This window comes from uncultured Corynebacterium sp., from assembly GCF_945649885.1.
In the GTDB taxonomy this organism is placed as follows: Bacteria; Actinomycetota; Actinomycetes; order Mycobacteriales; family Mycobacteriaceae; genus Corynebacterium.
On the sequence record NZ_CALZFS010000031.1, the window covers coordinates 1 to 25483 of the forward strand.

The following is a 25483-nucleotide window of genomic DNA, read 5'->3' on the forward strand; positions in this document are numbered from 1 at the left end:
AAACTTAATGATTATGAGGGGAAGGAAGAAACGAGTTAGTGGTTTCTTCCTTCTCCTTTTTTGTGTTTCTGGGGTGTGTGGTGGTCCTGGTTGGGGTCATCACACACCCCCCCCCTTTTTGGTGGAGTGATGTTTTTTTCAGGGGGGGACTGTATTTCCTACATGGAGCCAGTTGAGCGGATAGAGTTGAAGGTTCGTGAGAGCTGTGTTTGAGGATCAACAAAAGACAATGAACGGGCGATGAGGTGCATGGGGGTTTTGTAGTCCTCATCGTCGACAGCGTGGAGGACCGGGTAGAGAGGATCTCCCAGGATGGGGACGCCAGCATCACGCATGTGAATACGCAGCTGGTGTGTTTTTCCGGTCTCCGGACCAAGTACATAACGCGCCTGTGGAGCCAGTGGGCCATGCATGGCTTCCATATCGGACTGTTCCTCAGCAGTCACCGGGATGACACTGAGAACCTGGGTACGGGCATTGGGTTCCCCCTCGGTGACAAAGGCCTGGACCTGTCCACGTTCCTTCTCAATACGAGATTCCCAGAAGATCGGCTCATCCCCCGGAACCAGCTCTGCACGGAAGTCACCGATGGCTTCATAGGTCTTGGTGGCTTCACGCCGGGCAAAAAGCGTCTGGTACATGCCACGGAGTTCAGGACGTTTGACCATCACGAGAACACCCGAAGTCAGACGGTCGAGACGGTGAGCTGGGGTTAAGTCCTGGTTGCTGGTCAGGATCCGCATCTTCACCAGAGCAGTCTCGGTAATGTGGCGTCCCCGGGGCATCGTCGCAAGATAGGGGGGCTTATCAATGACCAGCAGGTCATCATCTTCATGGATGATGTGGATCTTATAAGGGACAGGACGTTCTGCTGCGGGCATGCGGTAGAACCAGATGTCCTCGCCAGGTTTGACGATGTCTGAGGGGGCATAGGGCTGCCCCCAGAGGTTGACCACCTCACCATCAGCGAAGCGACGCTGCAGAGCGGAAGCATCATCCAAGGGGTTTCTATGGCGTTGGGTACCGATCAGATATTCCACGAGTTCCGCGGCAGGCAGGGGTTCCTTGTCCTGCGGAAGGATGACGCGGGAGGGGTTGAGTCCATTTCTGATTGGCAGTGGCGGTTGAGCCTTTGCTTTTTGTACTACCCTGTTTGTCATGGACTTCAACGTAATCATCAACCCAATCATCGAATTCTTAAACACGGGCACCGGCCAGCTCTCATCAGAGGTCGGGCGAGTCATTTTTGATCTGCTCTACCCGGCTAATGCCGATGCACCATCAATTGAGGGTTAAACACCTCAACAACTCCACCTACTTTACGGGCTGATATGACAAAACCACGATTAAGCGTTCTCGACCTTGTAGCTATCAGTGAAGGTATGACGGCAGGTGAAGCGATCGCCCACTCCGTGGAAGCAGCTCAGGCAGCAGAAGCCACCGGTTATGCCAGATACTGGGTGGCTGAGCACCATAATTCTGAAGCACTGGCATCCTCTGCCACGACCTTGCTGATGGGGCATATCGCTGCCAACACCACCAGCATCAAGGTGGGTTCGGGTGGCATCATGCTGCCGAATCACTCGCCGCTTCATGTTGCAGAGGAACTCGGGACCTTGGATGCGATGTTCCCGGGCAGGATCGAAGCTGGTCTGGGGAGGGCACCCGGAACGGACCCTGCCACAGCTAGGGAGCTGGGGCGTTCGAGTGCACATGTGGAGGATGTTCTTGCGTCGATAAGCGCACTGCAAGGTTATCTGGGGGACCGAGAGGGTCGCCCGGCGGTGATTGCACACCCGGGGCAGGGCTCGAATGTGCCGCTGTACATGTTGGGTTCTTCCGTCAATGGTGCTGCGATGGCTGCTGAAGTCGGGCTGCCCTTTGCTTTTGCCAGTCATTTTGCCCCCTTCCAGATGGGGCCGGCGATTGCCTCCTACCGTGAGCGTGCTGCGCAGCCCTATGTGATGGCTGCGGCGAACGTGCTCGTTGCCGATACGGAAGAGGAAGCACGTTTCCAGCTGTCCACGCTGCATAAGATGTTTGCTGGCATCGTGACCAATCAACGTTCAAAGCTGACGGCACCGGAGACGGGGTTGGAGGAGAAGCTGGGGCCGATGGTGTGGAAGCACATCACGGATTCCCTCGAAATGACCTTTGTGGGTACCGCCGACCAGGTGGTGCGGGATCTTGAGGAGTTCGGGCAACGCTATGCCCTGGATGAGATCATCACCGTGACATATTCCTTTGACCCTGCGGTGAGAAAGGCGTCTATTGAGACGCTTGGCCGGGTATGGTAAAAATCCACTGATTAAGTACGACATATCTCACTGTAAATACCCCCGTATCTGGTTCTAACCGGCGTACAGCACTGGGCATACGCGGTACACTGGGAGATGACAGTGATTCTGAATCGTGGGGAGCTGTTGGCCCGCGGTTCGCAGTGAGAAAGGTCGACAAAGACATGAGCGTAGAAGACATCGTCGTCGTCGCAGTAGACGGTTCCGACGCCTCCAAACAGGCAGTTCGGTGGGCTGCGAACACGGCAAACAAGCGCGGCATCCCCCTCCGTTTGGCATCTAGCTACACCATGCCCCAGTTCCTCTACGCCGAGGGCATGGTTCCGCCACAGGAGCTTTTCGACGACCTCCAGGCCGAGTCCTTGGAGAAGATCGATGAAGCACGTGCCATCGCACATGAGGTAGCCCCAGAGATCAAAATCGGACACACCATCGCAGAGGGAAGCCCGATCGACATGCTGCTGGAGATGTCCAAGTCCGCAACCATGATCGTCATGGGTTCCCGTGGACTGGGCGGACTTTCCGGAATGGTTCTGGGTTCTGTATCCGGTGCCGTGGTCTCCCACGCCAGCTGCCCGGTTGTCGTGGTCCGTGAGGACAGCGCAGTCAACGAAGACACCAAGTACGGTCCAGTCGTGGTCGGTGTTGACGGATCCGAGGTGTCCCAACAGGCCACTGAATATGCCTTCGCTGAAGCTGATGCCCGTGGTTCCGAGCTGATCGCAGTACACACCTGGATGGATATGCAGGTCCAGGCATCCCTGGCCGGTCTGGCAGCAGCTCAGCAGCAGTGGGATGATGTGGAGCGCGAGCAGACCGAGATGCTCATCGAGCGCATCAAGCCACTCATCGACAAGTATCCGAACGTGCCGGTCAAGAAGATCATCACCCGTGACCGTCCGGTCCGTGCACTGGCTGAAGCGGCCGAGGGTGCACAGCTCCTGGTGGTTGGCTCTCACGGTCGTGGCGGATTCAAGGGTATGCTCCTGGGTTCCACCTCGCGTGCCCTTCTGCAGTCCGCACCATGCCCGATGATGGTGGTGCGTCCACAGTCATAGGCAGCTGAGCTTCTGGCAGGGGGCTGATAAGTCCCTTGGTATGGCGTCTGAGGATTCTGTTTAAAAAACAGGATGTTTAAGGCGCCATCACTATTTGGATAATATTCAATTACGATTCTCTTAATTAGTCCTCTATGAAGGGCATTCGCAGTCAAGTATCACTAAAATTAATAAAGAACCCATGAACGTCTCAAATGTGGGTGAAAACAAAGAACGGTAAGAACAAACAAAGGAGTTCGTACCATGCTTGGACTGTCATTTATTGCCTGGATCATCATCGGTGGTCTCGCCGGCTGGATCGCGTCAAAGATCAAGGGAACCGACGCCCAGCAGGGCATTCTCCTCAATATTGTTGTAGGTGTCATCGGTGGCCTGCTCGGTGGCTTCCTTCTTTCCCTCTTTGGGGTTGATGTCGCCGGCGGAGGCTGGATCTTCAGTTTCATCACCTGTTTGATTGGTGCCGTGATTCTGCTCAGTATCGTCCGCGCAGTTAAGAAGTAACTCTCCAGCCTTCACCGGAGCACGATTTAGAAAACACTAGATCAACAGCGACCCCCAGCAGTGCTGGGGGTCGCTTTGCACTTTCCCTGAGTTGCTCTTGTGGCCATCGACCAGGACCGGCAACTAAATTTTCAATAAAGAAGATAATACTTTCACAATCACTGAACGGGCCTGTAGATTAATACTGTACGAACCGGTTTGTCTATATTGGATAGAGATCCGATATCTCTGCTGAATTCCCTGCCGTCTAGGGACCTTCTTGGACCCCTGGGCTCAGGGAGTTATCTGCAGACAACACTGAAGTAACCCATACAACCTCGAAAGGACGTGGCCGAACGTGGCTGCCAGCGCTTCAGGCAAGAGTAAAACCAGTGCCGGGGCAAGTCGTCGTCGCAATCGACCAAGCCCCCGTCAACGTCTCCTGGACAGCGCCACCAACCTGTTCACCACAGAAGGCATCCGAGTCATCGGCATTGACCGCATCCTCCGTGAAGCTGATGTGGCCAAAGCCAGCCTGTACTCCCTGTTTGGTTCCAAGGATGCACTGGTCATCGCCTACCTGGAGAACTTGGACCAACAGTGGCGGGAAGCCTGGCATGAGCGGGTAGACGACCTGAAGGATCCTGAGGATAAAATTCTTTGCTTCTTCGACCAGTGCATTGAGGAAGAACCGCAGAAGGGTTTCCGTGGCTCCCACTTCCAGAATGCTGCCAATGAGTACCCACGGCCTGAGTCTGATTCAGAAAAGGGCATTGTTGCAGCGGTGATGGAACACCGCAAGTGGTGTCACCAGACCCTGACGGAACTGCTCACGGAAAAGAATGGTTACCCGGGTACCACCCAGGCAAACCAGCTGCTGGTATTCCTTGATGGTGGTCTGGCCGGATCCCGTCTGCTTCAGGAGATCGGCCCTCTGGAGACCTCCCGCGAGCTGGCCAAACAGTTGCTGTCCGCACCTCCAGCTGATTACTCAATCTAGACACGGTAGAGATTATAAGAAAAGGTGGTTACCACTGACATAGATCAGTGGTAACCACCTTTTGTGCTTTAACCTGTTGGAGCCTTGTGAGCCCCCCCGCGCAGCACCTTAAGCTTTTTCTGTGCCGGGATGATCTGTCAGGGTGTCTCCAGAGGTGCTCTCAGCACTGTCCTTGCCGGTATCTTCAGTAATCTCTGGAGCAGCTTCTCCTGAAGTCTCCCCTGGGGTTTTCCCACCAGCCTGCCGCTTGGCCTTGTTTGCTTTGCGGCGTTCCTTCATCTTTGTCATGGTTTCCTGGTTGATCTTGCGTCGGGATTCTCTCCGCTTGGCTTTGAGGTCCTTCTTCTCAGCCTTTTCTGCTTCCAGCCGGGAGGTTCTCTCCTCGGTCATGGCTACGTTTTCTGCGTGGAGTTCGGAAGCCTTGTGTGGGGTGAGGACCATCATGAGACAGTTCTTCCGTCTGGTCCAGAGGAAGGAACGCTTCTCCTTCTGGCCTTCACGGTAAATGTCGCGAAGTACACGGTGGTGTTCTTTGAACTCTTCAGTGAGCGGGTATTTGTGTTCGATGACAAAGTGCATGATGGCGGTCTGGCCGAAGGTCCAGAGGTTGTTGGTGACCCAGTACAGTGCGATGGCGGTGGGGAAGGGGCCGGTGAGTCCGAGCAGGAGTGGGAAGATGGGGGCGAGTACGGCCAACCAGATGAATGTTTTTAACATGCCGGTGGAGAACCCGGAGGCGTAGTCATTGGTCTGGAAGTTGCGGTAGGTCGACAGTGCCATGTTGAAGGCGGTGAAGACGGCCGCGATGATGAACAGGGGGAGCACGAAGCTGAGGACATCACCGCGGGTGGTGCCCAGGAAGGCCAATTGTTCGGTAGGCATGGCCACGTACGCAGGCAGGGGTACGTTGGCTACCTTGCCTTCAAGGAAGGTTTGTACTTCTTCTGCACTGAGGAAGCCGATGGGGTGGATCGTCGGATTGTCCAGACCGCCTTCGGGGCGGGCCATGCGCAGGAGCACCTGGTACAAGCCGATGACGGTAGGCAGCTGAATGAGCATGGGCACGCAACCGGCCAGGGGGTTGATGCCGAATTCCTTGTTCAGGTCGCGTTGTTTCTGCTGCATGGTACGGATGGATTCCTGATCGTGCCTGCCTTCGAATTCCTTTTCAATGGCTGCGCGGCGTGGTCGGATCTGGGCATTCAGGCGTCCTGATTTGTACATCTTCCATGTGAAGGGGGCGATGATGGCGCGGACTGTGATCACCAGGCCGAACAGGGAGATGAACCAGGCGATGGAATCGTCGAGGCCTATGAGGTTGTGCAGGAGCAGGTGCCAAAGTTTCATCACTCCGGACACCGGGTAGATCAGAAAATCGAGCACCTTCGTGTTCACCCTTCCCAGGTTGGATTTGGTGTAGCTTTATGCCTAACAGCTGTATGATGATCCCTCGGTGGTACATGAAGTCGGTAGCACGGTGAAATCACACCTGTTCATGGTACGTGCATAAAACATCAGTAACCTAAAACTCAGCAGCAGAGGTCCCTGGTCTCCAAGCAGGTAGGCAGCACAGGCTGCCTACACGGCAGGAGTGGTGGGGGCAGAGAGCCCAGGAATGCAGTCAGTTGATAATAGCGGGGTCGGCGCTGCCACCCCGGGAACTCTGCGGGACAAGAAGTCCCGCCCACGCATCACCGTCTCCCAAATTCTCGGGGAGATTCTTCTCACCCTCGGTGCTCTGGCCTTACTTTTTGCCTTCTATGAGTCCTTTTGGACCAATATTGAGTCTGGTCGACAGCAGAATGAGGCGAATCAGCTGCTGGAGGAGAGCTGGAGTGCGCCGGAGGGTGAGCGCGTGAATCCCCGCCAGGCGCTGAACCCAGAACTGGGCGAGGCCTTTGCCCGCATGTACATTCCCACCTTCGGTTCTGATTTTCACTTTGCGGTGATTGAGGGAACCACTGAGTCAGAGCTGATTGCCGGTCCGGGGCGTTATACGGATTCGCAGATGTCTGGGCAGCCGGGCAATTTCGCGCTTGCCGGTCACCGTGTGGGTAAGGGTGCACCCTTTAATGATCTGGATAACCTGAATTCCTGTGATGCCATCGTCATGGAGACCGCCACGTCATGGGATGTGTACCGTGTGATGCCCCTGAGCGGGGATGCTGTCACCCGTCATGGGGAGGCTGCAGATTGTTTCACAGAGCAGCAGATGGAGCGCATGGTCACTGGGGAGTATGCCACTGTCCAGGGTCGTTATATCACCACGCCGAACCATGTGGAGGTGATCAATCCGGTCCCAGGTTTCGTGGAGACCGAGGTGAGGGAGGGCGCTGAATCATTGATCACCCTGACCACCTGCCACCCACAGTTTTCTGCTGCGGAGCGCATGATCGTACATGGCATGTTGGTGGAGAGTATCACTAAAATCGACGGGGAACGCCCCGCAGCTCTGGAGGAGTCCTAGATGTTTAGCCTGTTGTGGCATTATCTTCCCGGCCCGCGCCTGGTGAAGTTCCTGGTGATGCTGGCACTGGTGGTTGCGGTGTTCTTCCTGCTCATGGAGGTTGTTTTTCCATTGGTGTCGCCGCTGATGCCGTATAACGACGTCGCGGTCTAAGCCACTTAGAGTCTCAAGTTGGTGATCACTTCTTCAGCCACGAGTTGGGCTTTGAGTGACTGGTCCTGGTTGGTGAAGACCACCACGGCAGTGGTGTCTTTCTGCACGGCATAAAGTGCGCCGGCACCACCTGATCCGCCCAGGCGTCCGCCGGACCAGCCTTCCGGTTCCTCCGCTGGTTCGGTGGTGTCGATGGGGGCTGCCCAGTCCACCACGGCGATGGCGTCGTCCACGGTGGCCATCTCGCGCACGATCACGGTGAGCTGGGGTTCTTCGGGGAAAGACCAGAAGACGCAGGCGGGCGTGGCAAAGCGTTCATCTATGCCGAGCCCCGTCATGCGCTGGCCGTTGGTGTCCGCAACCCACTGGGTGTCCAGATAGGGGCATGCCTGCTGGGCGGCGCGGGGGACCTCGGGCAAGGCATCAACGGGGAGTGCGTCGACGTTCGCCTCCGGGACCGTCTCCACGGGAACTGCTGAAGTGGTTGCCGGAGCCGGGGCAGCCTCGGGTTCATCAGTTGTGCAGCCTGACACACCGAGTGCAATAACACTGCTCAGGAGGATGGTCTTCAGGCCGGTGGTGGGTAATGTACGACGCATGCAGTCAAGCCTAGATCGCCAGCCGGACTCGATGCGCAATGAGCTCGATGTTGAGAATCTTGCACGCCGTGGTGGCCAACCCGGTGCGATGAGTTATCGCAACAGTATCCACATCCTCACCGCCACCCTGCTGGTGGTCGGTCTGGGTGCCTCCGCACGTCTGATGCTGCCGTTGTTCGCCGCGTCCTGTGTGCTGTTGTTCGCCTGGGGTTTTCTCTATTTCTTCGGTTCCTCCAGACGGGTGAATTTCAGCCACACCACGCAGTTGATCTGGTTGTTCCTGCTCACCCTGGTATGGGTGCTCATGCTGCCGATCGTGCCGGTCAGCATCTACATCGTGTTCCCGTTGTACTTCCTCTTCCTGCAGGTGATGCCGGATGTGCGTGGCATCGTCGCGGTGGTGGGCGGGACGGCGGTGGCCATTGTCAGCCAGTACCCCGGCGGCCTGACACTGGGTGGGGTGATGGGGCCGTCGGTGGCAGCACTGGTCACCATCGCCATTGACTACGCTTTCCGCACCCTGTGGAAGGTGAACAATGAGAAGCAGGTGCTGATTGATCAGCTCATTGAAACTCGTTCCCAGCTGGCAGAGACGGAACGCAGTGCAGGTATTGCGGAGGAACGTCAGCGCATCGCCCATGAAATCCATGACACCGTGGCCCAGGGGTTGTCCTCCATCCAGATGCTGCTGCACGTGGCGGAACAGGAAATCATCTCCCAGGGGTTGGACGCTGATGGTGCTGCAGCATCACCACTGCACAAGATCCGCCTGGCGCGCACCACCGCTTCTGACAACCTCAGTGAAGCCCGGGCCATGATCGCTGCCCTCCAGCCGGCGGCGTTGTCCAAGACCTCCCTGGAAGGTGCGCTACACAGGGTGACTGAAACGCTGATGGGCATCAACTTTGTCATCAACGTTGATGGTGATGAGCGCCAGCTGCCCATGAAGACAGAGGCCACTCTGCTGCGTATCGCCCAGGGGGCGATCGGGAATGTGGCCAAACATTCTGAGGCAGCCAACTGCCATGTCACTCTCACCTACGAGTATGACCAGGTACGTCTTGATGTTGTGGATGATGGTGTGGGCTTTGATCCTGAGTATGTGGCACAGCGTCCGGCAGGCCTGGGGCATATCGGACTCAATGCGCTGCGGCAGCGTGCCCAGGAGCTGGATGGTGAGGTGGTGGTGGAATCTGCCCATGGTCAGGGCACAGCCATATCCGTCGCACTTCCGATTGAATTCTCAAACAAGAGTTGAGAGACGCTAAACTAAAGAATGACTCATCTGCTCTAATGACTGTTGAGGCATGCCCCGGCCATCCCAGCCGCCGGGGATGCGCCATGGGAAGGACCTAGTCAAATATATGATCCGCGTGCTGCTCGCTGATGATCACGAGATCGTCAGGCTTGGACTCCGTGCTGTTTTGGAAAGCGCAGATGACATTGAAGTTGTAGGGGAGGTCTCCACCGCTGAGGCTGCCGTACAGGCTGCCGCGGATGGAGGCATTGATGTGATCCTCATGGATCTCCGCTTCGGTCCCGGTGTTCAGGGCACCCAGGTATCCACGGGTGCTGACGCCACTGCCGCCATCAAACGCAATATTGAGAATCCGCCGAAGGTGCTTGTGGTGACCAACTACGACACCGATGCCGACATCCTCGGAGCCATTGAGGCAGGTGCCCTTGGATACCTGCTCAAGGACGCCCCACCGAATGAACTCCTGGCCGCGGTACGTTCCGCCGCCGAGGGGGATTCCACACTGTCACCGATGGTGGCCAACCGCCTCATGACCCGTGTGCGCACCCCGAAGACCTCCCTCACCCCGCGTGAGCTGGAGGTGCTCAAACTGGTGGCCGGTGGTTCCTCCAACAGGGAGATCGGACGCATCCTCTTCCTCTCTGAGGCCACCGTGAAGTCCCACCTGGTGCACATCTACGACAAGCTGGGCGTGCGTTCACGCACCTCCGCTGTTGCTGCTGCACGTGAGCAGGGGTTGCTGTAGCTGGAGCGTTTTAAAAGCTAAAGGGGAGCAGTTCACCAATGTGAACTGCTCCCCTTTACTTGATATGTCCGATCTACAGCCGTTAGTTCACCGCCACAGTCTGGGTGGTGACCGGGATGAAGTAGGAGATGACGGCTGCCACCAGGGCCGCACAACAGCCGATGATCAGGGTGGTCAGGAAACCCCCCAGAGTGGGGACACCGTTGTTCATCATGCTGGCCAGCACCACACCGATGACCGCTGAGGAGGCGGTGGTGCCCAGGGAGCGCATGAGTGAGTTGAAGCCGTTGGCGGCGGCCTTCTCTGCAGCGGGGACGGCTCCCATGATCAGTGAGGGCATGGATCCGAAGGCGAAGCCGATGCCCACACCCACCACCAGGCTGCAGGCGGAGAAGAGGATGAGGGTCGCCAGGACTGCGCCACCATCAGCCTCTGCGGCTGGTGCACGATTACCGATGGTGGCCAACACCACGGCGGTGAGTGCATAACCTGCTGCGATGACCACACCGGAAAGTGTCAGGGTTACCCGCGGGCCACGTGCCGCACTGATGGCGGCACCGGCATTGGAGACCAGCATCATGCCCATGCCCATGGGGATCAGCCAGAGTCCCATCTGCAGCATGCTCTGTCCCAGACCGTAGCCCAGGGAGACTGGCAGCTGGATGACCTGCGGGAGGATGAGGTTCATGGCATACATGGTGAAGCCGATGAGGATGGAGGCGATGTTGGTCATCAACACCACCGGTCGTGCGGTGGTGCGCAGGTCGATCAGTGGTGCGGATTGTCTGGTCTCAAACCAGCCCCAACCCACCAGGATGAGGGCTGCGCTGATGAGGAGCCCGATGGTCAGGGCACTGCCCCAACCCCATTCCGAGCCCTTGGACACGGCTAGGAGTAAGGCGATGAGTCCGGAGGCCAGGCCGAGGGCACCGAAATAATCGAAGCCCCCGGAGCGCGCGGCCGGAGTGACTGCTGGGATGACCCGCCAGATGGCCAGGCCGACGGTGATTGCCACCACGGCAGTGAACCAGAACAGCACCCGCCAGCTGGCGAATTGGGCGATGCCTGCAGCCAGTGGCAGGCCCAGTGCACCACCGATGCCCATGGAGGAACTCATCAGGGCGATGGCGGCTCCGGCCTTCTCACGCGGCAGGAGATCATGCATGAGGGAGATGCCCAGTGGGATCAGTCCGGAACCCAGTCCCTGGAGGCCACGTCCGAGGATCATGGGGATGAGATCCATGGACAGGGCGCAGACCACAGATCCCAGGATGAAGGGGATCAGGGAGAAGAGCATCATCTTTTTCTTGCCGTACATGTCAGCGAGCCGACCCATCACCGGTGTGGCCACAGCACCCACCAGCAAGGTGGCGGTGATGATCCATGAGGCATTCGCTGCGGTGCTGTCGAAGATCTCAGGCAGGCGTCCGATGATGGGGATCACCAGAGTCTGCGCCAGTGAGACGGTGATACCGGCTGCAGCAAGGGTGCCTACGAGCAGGTTGTATTTAATTTCTGGTGCAGTTTGTTGGGATTCTGACACCGTGGAGTTGATGGGCATTATGGATACGATACCGCTTCTTCATGGGATAGAGATATCTGTGGTTTCTACGCTTTCCATAGGGGCGGTTTTCGGAAAGGGGCAGGGGGCAGCGCAATGGTGAGACTGTCTCTTTATTGCCATTCGGGTATCGCTGTGATGTCGATTGCTCAATTGTTGGTTAAGTGACTGTGGACACATCCTTATTGGGTTAGTGTTAGGTCATTGAATGAACGTTCATTCAAAGTGAATGAGAGTTCATTCAATGATCGGGATAGTGATCAGTAACACCGAAAGGCACTCACACCATGACCACAGCACAGCACCGCAGTGCCGATGAGGTGGCATTCAACGCGCGACAGGATGTTCGCACACGCCAAATCCTCAACGCCGCCGCCACCCTGATGCAGCAGCAGGGTTCCCGGGTGACCTCCGTGAAGGCCATCGCTGATAAAGCGCAGGTCTCCGTCGGACTGATCTACCGTTATTACGAAAACAAGGAAGCCCTGGTCCGGGCAGTCATCGTCGATGTGCTTGATCAGATGGGCTACCAGATTCCACGGGCCCTGGAACCAGTGGAGGACCCCGTTCGCCGGGTGGTGGCAGCATTCACCGCCTACGCAGAAGTGGTCCGGGATAACCGCAAAGCCGTACTCCTGACCTACCGGGAAACAGTGACTCTGGACCGGGAAAGCCAGGACCTGGTGAAAAAACTCGAGTTGGAAACCGGCCAGTTCATGCTGCAGTCGGTTCAGGGAGCAATCGAGGCCGGCTTCTTCCGGAGCAATCTCAACCCGCGTCCCTATTCCTATGACCTCCTGCTGATCGCCCATTCCTGGGCACTGAAGTACTGGTACTTCTCCGAACGGATGAGCTTTGAGGAATTCGTTTCGACCCAGGTCTCCATCATGATCCATGGCGCACTAAAAACCGAATTCTACAGCGACTACCCGGATCTGCTGGCAGAAACCCCTTGATACCAACAACCGCACCTGAACATCATTGAGAAAAGGATTGTCACCATGTCTGCACCCGTCGTCAACACCACCTTCGAAGATATTCTCTACGAGCGTCGCAACTCTGCTGCGTTAATCACCATCAACCGGCCACACCGCCTTCCGTGCACAGACCGTCGAAGAGCTCATCAAGGCCTTGAAGATGGCATGGGCAGACAACGGTGTGCAGTCAGTGATCCTCACCGGCACCGGCGAAAAAGCCTTCTGCACCGGTGGCGATGTGAAACAGCGCGCTGAAACCGGTGATTATGGACCAAGCGAAACTGGCCTCTTTGAAATCGGCCTGCTGCACAAGACCATCCGTGACATCCCCAAGCCCGTCATCGCAGCAGTCAACGGCCTGGCCATCGGCGGTGGACATGTCCTCCACGTACTCTGCGATCTCACCATCGCCTCCTCCACAGCACGCTTTGGGCAGTCCGGACCTCGCGTCGGATCATTCGATGCCGGCTTCGGCTCTGCCTTTCTGGCCCGCATCGTAGGCGAGAAGCGCGCCCGCGAAATCTGGTACCTCTGCCGCCAATACGATGCAGAAACCGCCAAGGACTGGGGCCTGGTCAACGAAGTCGCTGAGCCGGACAAGCTTATCGACGTAGCCATGTCCTGGGCAGATGAGATCGGCGAGAAGTCACCCACCGCCATCCGCTTCCTCAAGCAGTCCTTCAACGCTGACACCGACCACCAGGCAGGCCTGTCCAACATGGCCATGTCCGCCCTGGACCTCTACGGCGCCACCGAGGAAGGCATGGAAGGCGCAGTCGCCTTCGCCGAGAAGCGTCAGCCGGACTTCGCTTCCAAGGTGGGAAAATAATGGATTTCTCAGTTGACACAGAGCAGCAGCGCTACATCGATGAGGCCCGAGCCTTCGGCGAACAGATCGCACCTGACTATCAGCAGCGTGAGATCGATAAGATCATCGACCCCGCATTGCGTAAGGAAATGGGCTCCCGCGGCCTCATCGCCCCGGAGCTGCCCAAGGAACTCGGCGGCCAGGGTGAACGCGCACTGACCAGCGGCATGATCATCGAGGAAATCTCCCGTGGAGACATCAACGTCTCCTATGTCCAGGTCGTTGGTTCCCTCGTGGGTCAGGTCGTGGCCAGAAACGCCCAGAAGTCCCTGGCCGAAAAATGGGTCCCCAAGATCACCAGCGGTGAAGACATCGTCGCCATCGGCCTGTCCGAACCCACCGGCGGTTCCGATGCCGGAAACCCCGATATGACCGCGCGCCGGGACAAGGACGGCTGGGTTCTCAACGGAACCAAGTCCATGTCCTTCGCCATCCACGCCGGTGCCACCGTCATCTTCGCCCGCACTGAGGAGGGACGTCGCGGACGCGGTATCAGTGCCTTCCTCGTGGAACTGGACCGCGATGGCATCACCCGCACCGCTGCCAATGACATGGGCACCCTGTCCGTGGGCCGTGGTTTTGTGGACTTCGACAACGTCTGGATCCCAGAGGAAAACCTGCTGGGCAAGGAAGGCGAGGCCTTCACCCAGGTCATGCAGGGTTTTGATTTCTCCCGTGCGCTCATCGGCCTCCAGGTCATCGGCGCCGCCCAGGTAACCCTCGATGAAACCTGGGAATATACCAGCCAGCGACAAGCCTTCGACCAGCCGATCTCCAAGTTCCAGGGAGTCTCCTTCCCACTTGCAGAAGCCGACACGCACCTCACCGCAGCTCGAGTGCTGTGCCACAAGACTCTCTGGCTCAAGGATGCCGGCCAGCCACACACCAAGGAAGCCGCGATGTGCAAGTGGTGGGCTCCCAAGCTCTCCTATGACGTCATCAACCAGTGCCTGCTCTCCCACGGACAGTTCGGCTACCTCAAGGACCGCCCGATCGAACAGCGTCTCCGCGATGTCCTGGGACTCCAGATCGGTGATGGGACTGCACAGATCATGAAGCTGATCATCTCCCGACAGAACCTGGGCCGCGAATTCGCCCCATAGAGGCAGCCCGGATCACCAACACCCCCTCCACTTATTAAAAAAGGAAGATTTACATGAGCACTCTCACTGGACGTATCTGCATTGTCACCGGCGCAGCACAGGGAATCGGCAAGGGCATCGCCCAGCGCCTGGTAGCTGATGGCGCCACCGTCGTGGTCGCTGACCTCAATGGTGAGGCAGCCGCCGCCACCGCTGCTGAACTAGGTAATGATTCCATCGGCGTCACCGTGGATATTGCTGACCGTAAAGCTGTGGATGCCATGGTTACAGAAGCCAAGGAGAAGTACGGACGCATCGATGTCATGGTGAACAACGCCGGCTGGGACAAGATCGGCCCCTTCCTCGAAATTGAGCCGGAGATCTGGGATCGCATCATCAACATCAACCTCTATGGAACACTGCACTGCTCCCAGTCGGTGGCACGGGTGATGGTGGAGCAGGAAGGCGGCGGAACCATCATCAACATCGGTTCCGATGCTGCCCGCGTTGGTTCCTCCGGGGAGGCCGTGTACTCAGCCTGTAAAGGTGGAGTCGTCTCCTTCACCAAGACTCTGGCCCGTGAGCTGGCCCGTTATGGTGTTACCGCCAACGCTGTATGCCCAGGACCTGCTGATACTCCGCTGTTTGCGGAGATATCTGAGGAGAATCCCAAACTGCGCGCGGCGCTGGAGCGGGCCATTCCGCTGCGTCGTCTAGCGCAGCCCGATGACCTGGCCAATGCCGTGTCATTCTTCGCTTCCCCTGCGACCTCCTATATCACCGGTCAGACCCTGTCTGTCTCCGGTGGTCTGACCATGATCTAGTATCACCTCCCCACATTCAGAGATAGGCCACAGAGAAATGGACACCACGACCATGAGCCCCACATCCACCTTTGAACTCCTGCTTAGCGACGAAGAGAAGATGAAGTACATCAGCGACGGCATCTGGAAGAACCGACTTCTCATCGACTATTTTGATGATGCCGTAGCCGCCAACCCAGACAAGCTGTGCACCGTGGAACAGAATGGTCGCCACACCTACAGTGAGCTCGCGGAAGACGTGGATGTGGCAGCCCATGCGTTGATCGAGGCAGGTGTGAAGCCTGGTGACGTCGTGGGAATCCATCTTCCCAACTGGTACGAATGGCTGATCGCCCACCTGGCCACCGTCCGTGTCGGTGCGGTCACCAACCCCCTGATCCCGATCTACCGGGACCGCGAGATCAGCCACATGGCCAAGACCGCCAAAGTGTCGGTGCTGTTCATCACCGAAACCTTCCGTCACTTCAACTACATGGACATGGTGGACCGTCTCCGGGATGATCTTCCTGATCTCCGGAAGACAATTGTTGTTCGTGGTCAGACACAGCGTAAGGGCTTCGACCTCTTCGAGGACTTCCTGGAGACCGGACGTGCCCGCCGTGAGGAATCCCCGATTGATTTCTCCGAACTGCGTCCTGATCCTAATGATCTGGCCCTGATCATGTTCACCTCCGGCACTACCGGTAAGCCCAAGGGTGTCATGCACACCCACAACACCGTGCTTGCCGGTGCCCTGCCCTGGCCAGACAAGCTGGGCATGGATGATTCTGCAGTCATCCACATGGCATCCACCTTCGGCCACCTCACCGGTTACCTCTACGGCGTCAGCCTGCCCTTCATGCTGGGTGGCACCGGTGTCATCCAGGATGTGTGGAGCGTGGACTACTTCGTCTACCTCGTGGAGAAGTACCGCATCACGCACACTTCCGGTGCAGCACCGTTCCTGCATGACCTGCTCCATGCGGAGAACCTGCATCACTACGACATGACCAGCCTCAAGCGTTTCTGCTGCATGGGTGCCACCATCCCACGCAGTTTCATCACCGAAGCCCGTGAGAAGCTCCCGGAGATGAATGTCTTCGGTGGTTGGGGCATGACGGAGTGCTGCCTGTCCACCATGGGACACCCGGATTACCCGGATGACAAGATCATCAACACTGACGGTCGCCCACTGCCTGGCATGGAGGTGCGGGTTGTGGACTCTGAAGGCAAGGAACTTGAGTCGGGGAATGAAGGCTCATTGCAGGTCCGCGGCGCCTTCCTCTTCCGTGGTTACCTGGGAATGCTGGACAAGACCCTGGAGGAATTTGATGGTGACTGGTTCATCACCGGTGACCTGGCGGTCATTGATGATGAGGGATTCGTCTCCCTGTCCGGCCGCAGTAAGGATGTGATTATCCGTGGTGGTGAGAACGTTCCCGTGGCTGACCTGGAGAATGTCATCGTGCAGCACCCGGATGTCGCGGATATCGCGGTGGTCGGTATGCCTCATGACCGTCTGCAGGAGGTTGCTGCGGCAATGGTGGTTATGGAACAGGGTCGTGAGCCACTGACCATGGAGGCGCTGAAGAAGCACCTGGAATCCACCAATATCGCCAAGCCCTACTGGCCTGAGTACATCGAGGCCTTGGATGAGCTGCCACGTACCCCATCGGGCAAGCCACAGAAGTTCAAGCTGCGTGAACACCTGGCCGAGGTCGCCTCCCGTCTCAAGCAGGAGAGCATTGATAATGAGCTGATCGCCACCCCGGGACAGATCACCGCACCACCGGTGCTGGTCAATCTCCGCGGTTCCTGGTGGGGTCCGGTGGATGTCACCCAGATGGACAGCATGTTCTCCGTGGAGGAGAAATCCATTGCCCTGAAGGTCCGTCAGTTTGTGGACAGGGAGATCCGCCCCAATATCGCAGAGTGGTACAACGCCAGCCACTTCCCACGTGAGATCATCCCTGAGATGGGCAAGTTGGGTCTGCTGGGCATGTACCTCAATGGTTTTGGCTGCCCGGGCCACTCCGCCGTGGAATATGGACTGGCGGCACAGGAGCTGGAGGCCGGTGATTCCGGTCTGCGCACCTTCGTCTCTGTTCAGGGGTCCCTGGCGATGGCCGCAATCCATAAGCATGGTTCCCTGGACCAGAAACTGGAATGGCTGCCACGCATGGCCAAGGGTGAGGCCGTGGGTTGTTTCGGCCTGACCGAGCCCACTGCCGGTTCCAACCCGGCGGCCATGAAGACCTTCGCTCGACAGGAACCGGGTGGAGACTGGGTGCTGAACGGCACCAAGCGTTGGATCGGCCTGGCAAACTTCGCCGATGTGGCCATCATCTGGGCGCAGACTGAGGAATTTGGTGATGGTCGCGGTGTCCGTGGATTCGTCGTTCCGACGGACACCCCGGGCTTTTCCACCAAGGTCATTGAACCGAAGCTGTCCATGCGTGCCTCAGTGCAGTGTGAGATCACCATGGAAGATGTCCGACTCCCTTCCACCGCCATGCTTCCGAAAGATTCCGCGGTCGGTCTGCGTGGACCATTCTCCTGCCTCAATGAAGCCCGTTATGGAATTATCTGGGGTGTCCTCGGAGCAGCGCGTGACTCTTTCAATGCGGCCCTGGAATATTCCAACCACCGTGAGCAGTTCGGCACTCCCCTGACCCACTTCCAGCTCACCCAGGCGAAACTTGCTGATATGGCTGTTGCCATCAACAAGGGCTACCACCTGGCGCATCATATCGGTCGACTCAAGGACACCACCGGTGTCACCCCGGAGATGATCTCCTCCGGCAAGCTGGACAACACCCGCGTGGCCATTGAGATTGCCCGCGAGGCACGTGCCATGCTCGGTGGCAACGGTATCTCCCTGGATTATTCACCACTACGCCATGCCAATAATCTGGAATCCGTCCGCACCTATGAGGGCACTGATGAGGTTCACCAGCTGACCCTCGGCCGTTTCATCACCGGTGTCGGCGCGTTCACTGCAGGAGGAGCACAGTAATGACAAACCCTACCGGACCCCGAACCTTCGAGACCATCCTCGCCGAGGTCACAGACAACATCGGCACCATCACCATCAACCGTCCGGATAAGCGCAATGCCCTGTCCAAGACGGTGTTGGCGGAGATCGAGGAGGTACTGGATCAGTGGGAGGGCAGCGCTGAGGTTCAGGCTGTCATTTTCACTGGTACTGGTGAGAAGGCCTTCGTGGCGGGAGCTGATATCTCCCAGCTGCAGCACTATGACCTGCACCATGGTCTGGCCGGCCATATGCAGAAGCTCTATGACCGCATCGAGGAGTACCCCAAGCCGACCATCGCCGCGATCAACGGCGTGGCACTTGGTGGTGGCCTGGAGTTGGCCATGAGCTGTGACATCCGGGTCATGTCGGAGAATGCCAAGGTGGGTCTACCGGAAGCCACGTTGGGTGTGCTGCCCGGTGCCGGTGGTACCCAGCGACTGTCCCGCCTGGTGGGCAAGGGACGTGCCGTGGAGATGATTCTCACCTCGCGGATTCTCACTGCGGAGCAGGCACTGAATTATGGCCTGGCGACTGAGGTTCATCCGTTGGATTCTCTCATAGAGAGTGCCCGCGCCACTGTGGAGACAATCCTGAGCAAGGGGCCGCTGGCGGTTCAGTTGGCGAAACTGGTGATCGGCAATGGTGCCGAAACTGACCAGCGCACGGGTCTGCTTCTGGAGCGACTGGCCCAGACGTTGTTGTACACCACGGAGGACAAGGCTGAGGGAGCCTCCGCTTTTCTGAATAAGCGCACACCGGAATTCAAGGGGAATTGACATGACAGATATCAGGAAGATCGCCGTCATAGGCTCCGGCGCCATGGGCCGTCAGATCGGCATGGCGGCAGCCGCGGCCGGATTTGATGCGGTGGTGCAGGATATTTCTGCTGAGGCGGTGGAAGCAGCCAGGCAGGATATGCAGACCTGGGCGAAGGGGCGTGTGGCCAAGGGGCGGATGACCCAGGATGAGGTGGATGCGGCCTGGTCCAGGATCAGTTTCACCACTGATCAGAAGGAAGCGCTGGGGGATGCGGATCTGGTGATTGAGGCAGCCACTGAACGTCTGGATGTGAAGCGGAAGGTCTTTGCCCAGATTGATGAGCTCGCCCCGGCGCATGCGATTTTGGCCACGAACTCCTCCACCTATGGTTCCTCCGCGGTCTCAGATGCCACGGGACGCCCGGAGAAGGTCTGCAACATGCATTTTTTCAATCCGGCGCTGGTGATGAAGGCGGTGGAAGTGGTCCGTCATGCGGAGACCTCAGATGACACGGTGGACAGTGTTGTCGCCGTGGTGGAGAAGATGGGTAAGCATCCGGTGGTGCTGAACAAGGAGATCCCGGGGTTTATCGCCAATCGTCTGATGGGTGCGGTGCGTGCGGAGGCGCTCAGTCTTCTGGAGCAGGAGATCGCCTCCCTCGAGGACATTGACACCGCAGCCAAGTCAGCGTTGGGTTATCCGATGGGACCGTTTGAACTCATGGATCTGGTGGGCCTAGACGTCACCTATCTGATTCGCCAGGCCGCTTATGAGCTGACCGGTGATGAGACGGATGCGCCACATCCACTGCTCACTGAAAAGTATGAGGCCGGTGATTTCGGCCGCAAGTCCGGCAAGGGTTGGTATACCTATGACTAGGGTGCTCGTGGTGGGGGCTGGTGGCATTGGGCTTGCGGTGGTGCGTCGTCTGCTGATCAGCGCCGACTCCATCGCCCTCAGCTACCACCGCAATCCACCCACCACAAAGCTGGATCCGGCGGTGAATGTGGTGCAGTTGGATGCCACCGATCCGGAAGGCATCTCCCGGGCGTTTGCGGAGGTCAGCCAGTTCGACACCCTGGTCATCACCACCGGCCACCGTCATGAACTGGAGTTCTTCACCAAACAGGACCCAGATCAGGCACAGGAGATCATCAACACGGAGCTGCTCGGGCCGATGAACCTGGTGCGTGCAGCCCTGCAACAGTGTGATGATTATGGGCGCATCGTCATCATCGGTTCGGATTCCGGCAAGGCTGGAACACTCGGTGATGCGGCGTCCTCGGCTGCGCGTGCCGGACTGATGGGGTTTGTCCGATCCATCGCTCGGGAGACAGCACGCAAAGACATCACCATCAATATCGTCAGTCCGGGTCCCACCGACACGGACCTGCTCGGCGGGATGCTGGAGAACGGGGGCCTGACGGGCAAGGTGATGGCTGGAACCATCAAGGCGATACCCAAGGGCAGAACAGCCACCCCGGAGGAGATCGCCGAGGCGGTTGCCTATTTCACCAGCCCACAGGCAGGGTTCACCACCGGTCAGGTGTTGTCAGTCTCCGGTGGTCTGAGCATGTAGTTATTAGCGGTCCAGCAGGCGATCCTGAATCTGATCAGAAACCTGGTTCAGATCGCTCTCAATGGAATGGTGGGCCCGGTTACGCTGCTGTGGTGCCATGTACTCGGAGTTGTCCACAGCCGCGTCCAGTTCCTTGAGGCGCTCTTCCACATCCAGCACGAAGCCCTGCGGCAGGCCGGAGTCACGGGCAGTCTTGCGAACACCGGCGATACGCGCCTTCAGGGGAGCGCCGTGACCGGCATACTTGGACAGCTGCTCGGTGGTGACACCGGCACGGCGAGCACGGCTGCTGACGAACTGATCGCGAATCTCAGTGGATACACGGTAAGCCAGGGGGAGCAGCAGTGGGGTGAGCATACGGGCAGTGCCACTCCAACGCTTGACGTTGTTCTTGTTGAACTTGCCGGCCTTCTTGGCAGCCAGGGTTTCTTTGGCCAGTTTCAGCTCATGCTTACGACGGGACTTCAGTCCCTTCTTCTCAGCCTTGAGCAGGTTCTGCTCCTGCTTGGCGATGAGCTTCTCGCGCTTTAGGTCAAGCTTGGCCTTATTCTTGGACTCGGTTTTTACCTTTGCCTCAGCGGCTTTGATCTCTGCCTTGGTCTTCGCCCGGGCGGAACGGATCGCTTCGAAGATACCCATGTGCTCTCAATTCTTTCATCGCGGTCGGCTGGTTCTCGACTTCTCGATTCAACTTTACCCACGATATTGCAATAAGCTCGTGTCACTGTGGGAAGAATGCAATCGGAACGTCTGACACCAGGTGACCTCGTGGGATGCAGGTACCGCCAGGTGCAGCGTATTCGCTTCCCTGAAATCGCTCCGCTTGAGGCATCACTGCAGCGTAGAGTGCGTCGTGAGGCAGGCCTGGCCGAGGTGATGGGGCGCTTGCCACAGACCCCGAAGAAGCGTGGCCGCATACCTTTTGAACGCATTGATCTTGACCCTGAGGAGGAACTCGCTGAGTTCCACACCTTGGAGGCGATCGCCGCGCAGGCCAGCGTGATCACCGGGGCCGTATTTACCGGTGAGCTGGATGGCGTTGCCTGGGAAGTGGTGGCCGACATCCTGGTGCGCACCCCGGAAGGCACCTACGTGCCCGTGATGGTGAGCAACCACCGCGTAGCCCGTGCGAGCGCACATCAGAAAATGCAGGCCATCGGTACCTCCCGCCTGGGCAGGGGTAAACCTGTGACAGTTTCGGCCACCCTGCGGCACCACACCATTGATGGTTACCGCCTGGCGCTCGCCTTCTACGGACTGGATGAAGCTGGTGCCGGGGACACAGATAAGCACGGTGCGGTGATCGGGCAGGACCGCGACTGGGCCTACCTGGTTGACGTCACCCGCTACACCCCGGCCGCTGAACGCGCCCTGCTTGCCCCACCACCCACCGGCCCGCGTCGGGTCAAGGAATGCGCCAACTGCCGCTTCTGGTCCACCTGTGAACCCGAACTGCGCGACGCCGATGAAATCAGCCTCTTCCTCTCCGGTGACCGCGCCGCCACCTATCGCGAGCGCGGCATCGCCACCACACAGGAGCTTATCGACGCCTCCCTCGGCGACATTTCCCACATCGCCGCAGCCTGGCGTGCTGACATCCCTGTACTCCGCCGCGCACCCACCACCACCGCCCCGCGTTTCGACGTGGAAATCGACGTGGACGTGGAAGCCTACCTCGACCTCGGTGCTTACCTCTGGGGCGCCTTCGATGGCGATGACTACACCCCCTTCGTCATCTGGGACAGCCTCGGCGAAAACCCGGAGGGTGAGAACTTCGCCCAGTTCTGGCGCTGGCTCATGGCACGCCGGGACAAAGCCAAACAGCACGGCCAGAGCTTCGCCGCCTTCTGCTATTCCAGCAATGGTGAAAACCACTGGATGTTGTCTTCTGCCCGACGCTTCCATGGCAGGGTCCCCGGTGTCCCCGATGAGGCTGAAGTACGCCGATTCATCGGCTCTGACCAGTGGGTGGACATGTTCGCCGTAGCCAGGCAGCAGTTGGTGGGGCCGGGAGGCCTGGGCCTGAAACAGCTGGCACCGGCCGCCGGATTCAACTGGGATGAGGAAGACTTCGCCGGTGAAGACAGCCTGCATGCCTTCCTGATCGCCTCCACAGGCTCCGCGGAAGATGCGGAGGCCGCACGTGCCCAGTTGCTCAGCTATAACGGCGATGACTGCCGCGCCACCGCAGCTGTACGCCACTGGCTCAGACAGGGCGCGAAAACTGCCCCTGTGCTGGGTGAATTACCTTCAGGATCCTGAGAGAGCGAAGATTGCTGAACGCACTTCTGGCTGTTTTAAGCCCTGCAATGCCTGGCTGAAGCTTTGTCCTCGCCTTGAAAGCGATTCTGGAGAGACACGTTTTCAGGGCTGTGAAGGCTAAACATGAAAGCTTCGACACACCGGCTTCGCATGAGATCGGTGTGTCAAACCATATGAACTCAAATGAGGGGAAGTGTGAATAAGTCGACACAGTGGATTGTGTAACCAGCGTTGTGTCGATTCAGGACACCGTGCAGGTGGGTAGATGAGAGTTTTGCTTAGGATAGGCCCCTATGAAGCCAAAAAAACTCTGGGTTGGGGCATTCCTGGGCATCATGGGGTTGGGGCTCAGTGCCTGTGCCGGTGATGATCTGGAAATCGGTGAGGACCTGGTGGAGGTCTTTAACCAAGAAGCACAGGATCGAGATCTTGGTATCCACTACTGGTTGGGTGGTGCCTATTCCGTGATCGATGGACAGGCCCCCGATCCTCCTCCTGATATGCCCTTCACGATTTTTGTGGAAACAGATCTGGGTGAATCAGACATGGCCGGGGTTGCTGAAGCACTGACCCTGTTAGAAGAGCAGAAAAATCGAACGGTTGAAGAAGGCTTGCAATTTGGCATCTACAGGGTAACCGCAATGGTCGATGGCACAGAGGTGGCGATCTCCCCGGGGATGGGCGGTGGAATTAACCTGGATGTGGTCAGCAACCTGGTGGGGAGAGATATCCAGCGCCTTAGTATTGACGCCGCTGGTCCCTGGGCTGTGGATACCACACCCTGCGATGCATATGACATCGCCTGCCTGGAGAATCACATCGAGGACTTGGTGGATTCCGCCGACCAGATAGTGGCAGGTTCCTTGAATGTCACCGTGCCTGACCATGAAGGACAAAGCTGGATGAAGCTCCGGGTGATTCCCGATGAAGACAATCCGCTTAGCGGAAACCGTCTGGAAGAAGCAATAGACCTGGTGAAAGATATAAATGAGCTGGGGGTAAAGGTCAGCTCCCTGGAATTGGGGTACCAGAGTCAGCTGTTCATCCACAGTCATACCGGTGATGAGACGATGCTTGCGGTGGCGGCACAGGTGGCAGACCGCGCCCGGGAATTGCCGGAATGGCAGAGGTGGATGCAGCAGAAATCTCTGGAGGGTGAGGTTATATATGGGCCGACTATTCATACCCGCTCAGAAAACAGCATGCCAGCAGTTGCAGACCTCTGGATCAGCAGCAGTTCCACCACTCCTCCACGCAATGATTGGGAGAAAACCCTGAAGGCACAGATCGAGGAGGTACTACCCTGATTCCGATCCCGCGTCAGAGTTCAGAAGCTGAGCACAAGATGTATAAACAAAGCATTTTCATCACCACCTTCATCATGGAAAATGGTGAGGGGGAAGATACCTCCGCGCTTACCATCAGCGGGGTGGGTAACCTCCACCGGCTTGAAGCAGATTGGGAAAGAAGAGCCGTGGGAGATATTTGCTGAGCAGCACCAGATTGAACACCACGGTGAGTACCCGGACGATCACATCCTGTGCAAGGTACTCACCGTGGTGAATCTGTCAGAGACTGCAGGCTTCGATCAGGCTTCTGATCATGGATGATCCTGATACTCGCGTGGGTCCTTATCCCAGCTGTGCCAGCACGTCCTTTTCGAACTCCATGAGGCCTGCATCCATCATCTGATATCCCTCACAGCCATCAGCCGGGGTCTGGAAATCATTGGATAGCTCACGGATCTGGGCCAACTTGCCCTTGAGCTCTGCACGCTCAGGCGCGGTTGTTTCCTTGAGCTGTGGATAGTGGCTATTGACCTCGTGGAACAAGCTCTTCACCTCAGCCAGGTGGAGATGATTATCGCCGTGAACCTTGGCAACAAGGTCAACCATTTTGGCGGTCTGGGTGGTCTTGGACATTATGTGGATCCTCTCCATTGGTTCCTTGATTCCTCTTCAGCCTATGGCGGATCATGAAAGAGTTCCTTGACCTGGGTCAATGAGTGGGGAGGTAGGTGGAAGTTGGTTCACAGTGAATATCGGTGAGGCTTTACCCAACCGTGTGAAAAATGCTCTTTTTTAAAGGGGGCCAGTGTGAACCTGCCAGTCCATGGTTGAGTGAACTCCCAGACTGCATCCTCGTTTGGCCCACTCTGTTCAGCCTCTTCCTGTGTCAGATAGGTCTTCAAAAGGGATGAAAACGCTGAATTCTTCAGCATTGAGATCATCCTGCTCCAGAGTGAGTTGGCCGGGAATGAACACTGATTGTGGAGGGTCTGTGGGATCGAGGGGGAAGCCAGGCGAACTTCGGTCCAGGAGATGTGATAGCCCTTGGTCTGTGCTTCCTTGCCCAGATTCCAGGCTTCGTCCTCTGCCCAGACACAGCTCCACACAATGCCCTGTGTTCATGGTTCTTCAGGACTATGTTCCCAATAGATGAATGCAGATTCTTCTCATTTTTCAGTTTGACCAACCACAACCATCAGATCCATTCCC

25 protein-coding genes and 1 pseudogene are annotated in these 25483 nt (G+C 57.7%); 20 read left to right on the forward strand and 6 right to left on the reverse strand.

Going from position 1 to position 25483, the window contains the following annotated elements:
* Nucleotides 1-158: 158 nt before the first annotated feature.
* Nucleotides 159-1160, reverse strand: coding sequence for a pseudouridine synthase (locus Q0M74_RS05065; protein ID WP_293952096.1), 1002 nt, complete (start codon nt 1158-1160; stop codon nt 159-161).
* Here Q0M74_RS05065 and Q0M74_RS05070 point away from each other — a divergent pair.
* The 5 genes from Q0M74_RS05070 to Q0M74_RS05090 all read left to right on the forward strand — a co-directional run bounded on the left by Q0M74_RS05070 (nt 1159) and on the right by Q0M74_RS05090 (nt 4835).
* The gene (locus tag Q0M74_RS05070; protein ID WP_293952098.1) at nt 1159-1296 is read left to right on the forward strand and encodes a hypothetical protein; all 138 of its coding nucleotides are present in this window, start codon (nt 1159-1161) and stop codon (nt 1294-1296) included. The genes Q0M74_RS05065 and Q0M74_RS05070 overlap by 2 nt on opposite strands.
* 35 nt (nt 1297-1331) lie before the next feature.
* On the forward strand, nt 1332-2297 hold the full coding sequence (locus Q0M74_RS05075) for an LLM class flavin-dependent oxidoreductase (RefSeq protein WP_293952100.1): 966 nt from the start codon (nt 1332-1334) through the stop codon (nt 2295-2297).
* Nucleotides 2298-2461: 164 nt separating this feature from the next.
* On the forward strand, nt 2462-3355 hold the full coding sequence (locus tag Q0M74_RS05080; protein ID WP_293952102.1) for a universal stress protein: 894 nt from the start codon (nt 2462-2464) through the stop codon (nt 3353-3355).
* 243 nt (nt 3356-3598) lie between these two features.
* Nucleotides 3599-3856 (forward strand): GlsB/YeaQ/YmgE family stress response membrane protein, encoded by a 258-nt coding sequence (locus Q0M74_RS05085; protein ID WP_293952104.1) that lies wholly within the window; start codon nt 3599-3601, stop codon nt 3854-3856.
* Between the two features lie 337 nt (nt 3857-4193).
* On the forward strand, nt 4194-4835 hold the full coding sequence (locus tag Q0M74_RS05090) for a TetR/AcrR family transcriptional regulator (RefSeq protein WP_293952106.1): 642 nt from the start codon (nt 4194-4196) through the stop codon (nt 4833-4835).
* Between the two features lie 108 nt (nt 4836-4943).
* On the opposite strand, the gene yidC is transcribed toward Q0M74_RS05090, so the two are convergent.
* A complete protein-coding gene (gene yidC / locus Q0M74_RS05095) occupies nt 4944-6218 on the reverse strand; it encodes a membrane protein insertase YidC (protein ID WP_293952144.1) in 1275 nt (424 codons plus the stop codon).
* A gap of 232 nt (nt 6219-6450) precedes the next feature.
* Here yidC and Q0M74_RS05100 point away from each other — a divergent pair, with 232 nt between their 5' ends.
* Nucleotides 6451-7302 (forward strand): class E sortase, encoded by an 852-nt coding sequence (locus Q0M74_RS05100; RefSeq protein WP_293952108.1) that lies wholly within the window; start codon nt 6451-6453, stop codon nt 7300-7302.
* A complete protein-coding gene (locus Q0M74_RS05105; RefSeq protein WP_293952110.1) occupies nt 7303-7455 on the forward strand; it encodes a hypothetical protein in 153 nt (50 codons plus the stop codon).
* Between the two features lie 5 nt (nt 7456-7460).
* Here Q0M74_RS05105 and Q0M74_RS05110 read toward each other — a convergent pair whose 3' ends face one another.
* Nucleotides 7461-8054: a DUF2020 domain-containing protein gene (locus Q0M74_RS05110; protein ID WP_293952113.1), complete on the reverse strand. Its 594-nt coding sequence runs from the start codon at nt 8052-8054 to the stop codon at nt 7461-7463.
* On the opposite strand from Q0M74_RS05110, the gene Q0M74_RS05115 reads away from it, so the two are divergent.
* Both Q0M74_RS05115 and Q0M74_RS05120 read left to right on the forward strand, forming a co-directional pair.
* Nucleotides 8053-9312 (forward strand): sensor histidine kinase, encoded by a 1260-nt coding sequence (locus Q0M74_RS05115; protein ID WP_293952115.1) that lies wholly within the window; start codon nt 8053-8055, stop codon nt 9310-9312. The genes Q0M74_RS05110 and Q0M74_RS05115 overlap by 2 nt on opposite strands.
* A gap of 106 nt (nt 9313-9418) precedes the next feature.
* A complete protein-coding gene (locus Q0M74_RS05120) occupies nt 9419-10057 on the forward strand; it encodes a response regulator transcription factor (RefSeq protein ID WP_293952117.1) in 639 nt (212 codons plus the stop codon).
* An 82-nt stretch (nt 10058-10139) separates the two neighbouring features.
* Here the strand turns inward: Q0M74_RS05120 and Q0M74_RS05125 are convergent, their stop codons facing one another.
* On the reverse strand, nt 10140-11618 hold the full coding sequence (locus Q0M74_RS05125) for an MFS transporter (RefSeq protein WP_293952119.1): 1479 nt from the start codon (nt 11616-11618) through the stop codon (nt 10140-10142).
* 287 nt (nt 11619-11905) lie between these two features.
* Between Q0M74_RS05125 and Q0M74_RS05130 the strand changes: the two genes are divergently transcribed.
* The 8 genes and pseudogenes from Q0M74_RS05130 (at nt 11906) to Q0M74_RS05170 (ending at nt 20723) form a co-directional block, all read left to right on the forward strand.
* Nucleotides 11906-12574: a TetR/AcrR family transcriptional regulator gene (locus Q0M74_RS05130; protein WP_293952122.1), complete on the forward strand. Its 669-nt coding sequence runs from the start codon at nt 11906-11908 to the stop codon at nt 12572-12574.
* A 45-nt stretch (nt 12575-12619) separates the two neighbouring features.
* Nucleotides 12620-13424 (forward strand): annotated as a pseudogene (locus Q0M74_RS05135) (enoyl-CoA hydratase-related protein).
* Complete coding sequence (locus tag Q0M74_RS05140) at nt 13424-14566, forward strand: acyl-CoA dehydrogenase family protein (protein WP_293952124.1); 1143 nt, start codon at nt 13424-13426, stop codon at nt 14564-14566. The pseudogene Q0M74_RS05135 and the gene Q0M74_RS05140 overlap by 1 nt, the downstream one beginning before the upstream one ends.
* A 53-nt stretch (nt 14567-14619) precedes the next feature.
* Nucleotides 14620-15369 carry an SDR family NAD(P)-dependent oxidoreductase gene (locus Q0M74_RS05145; protein ID WP_293952126.1) on the forward strand — a complete coding sequence of 250 codons (750 nt, stop codon included), beginning with the start codon at nt 14620-14622 and terminating at the stop codon, nt 15367-15369.
* 52 nt (nt 15370-15421) lie between these two features.
* Nucleotides 15422-18364, forward strand: a complete 2943-nt coding sequence (locus Q0M74_RS13875; RefSeq protein ID WP_366087860.1) for an AMP-binding protein — start codon at nt 15422-15424, stop codon at nt 18362-18364.
* Complete coding sequence (locus Q0M74_RS05160; RefSeq protein ID WP_293952128.1) at nt 18364-19161, forward strand: enoyl-CoA hydratase/isomerase family protein; 798 nt, start codon at nt 18364-18366, stop codon at nt 19159-19161. Before Q0M74_RS13875 ends, Q0M74_RS05160 begins: the two co-directional genes overlap by 1 nt.
* Before the next feature lies 1 nt (nt 19162).
* Nucleotides 19163-20023, forward strand: a complete 861-nt coding sequence (locus Q0M74_RS05165; protein WP_293952130.1) for a 3-hydroxyacyl-CoA dehydrogenase family protein — start codon at nt 19163-19165, stop codon at nt 20021-20023.
* Nucleotides 20016-20723, forward strand: coding sequence for an SDR family NAD(P)-dependent oxidoreductase (locus Q0M74_RS05170; protein ID WP_293952132.1), 708 nt, complete (start codon nt 20016-20018; stop codon nt 20721-20723). Before Q0M74_RS05165 ends, Q0M74_RS05170 begins: the two co-directional genes overlap by 8 nt.
* A gap of 3 nt (nt 20724-20726) precedes the next feature.
* On the opposite strand, the gene Q0M74_RS05175 is transcribed toward Q0M74_RS05170, so the two are convergent.
* Nucleotides 20727-21362 (reverse strand): DUF6474 family protein, encoded by a 636-nt coding sequence (locus Q0M74_RS05175; protein ID WP_293952134.1) that lies wholly within the window; start codon nt 21360-21362, stop codon nt 20727-20729.
* 96 nt (nt 21363-21458) lie between these two features.
* On the opposite strand from Q0M74_RS05175, the gene Q0M74_RS05180 reads away from it, so the two are divergent.
* The 3 genes from Q0M74_RS05180 to Q0M74_RS05190 all read left to right on the forward strand — a co-directional run bounded on the left by Q0M74_RS05180 (nt 21459) and on the right by Q0M74_RS05190 (nt 24595).
* Complete coding sequence (locus tag Q0M74_RS05180) at nt 21459-22985, forward strand: TM0106 family RecB-like putative nuclease (RefSeq protein ID WP_293952136.1); 1527 nt, start codon at nt 21459-21461, stop codon at nt 22983-22985.
* Nucleotides 22986-23278: 293 nt separating this feature from the next.
* Nucleotides 23279-24292, forward strand: a complete 1014-nt coding sequence (locus Q0M74_RS05185; protein ID WP_293952138.1) for a hypothetical protein — start codon at nt 23279-23281, stop codon at nt 24290-24292.
* Between the two features lie 141 nt (nt 24293-24433).
* Entirely contained in the window at nt 24434-24595 is a 162-nt protein-coding gene (locus Q0M74_RS05190; RefSeq protein WP_293952140.1) for a hypothetical protein, read from the forward strand.
* Between the two features lie 21 nt (nt 24596-24616).
* On the opposite strand, the gene Q0M74_RS05195 is transcribed toward Q0M74_RS05190, so the two are convergent.
* Nucleotides 24617-24907, reverse strand: coding sequence for a hypothetical protein (locus Q0M74_RS05195; protein ID WP_293952142.1), 291 nt, complete (start codon nt 24905-24907; stop codon nt 24617-24619).
* Between the last annotated feature and the right edge of the window lie 576 nt (nt 24908-25483).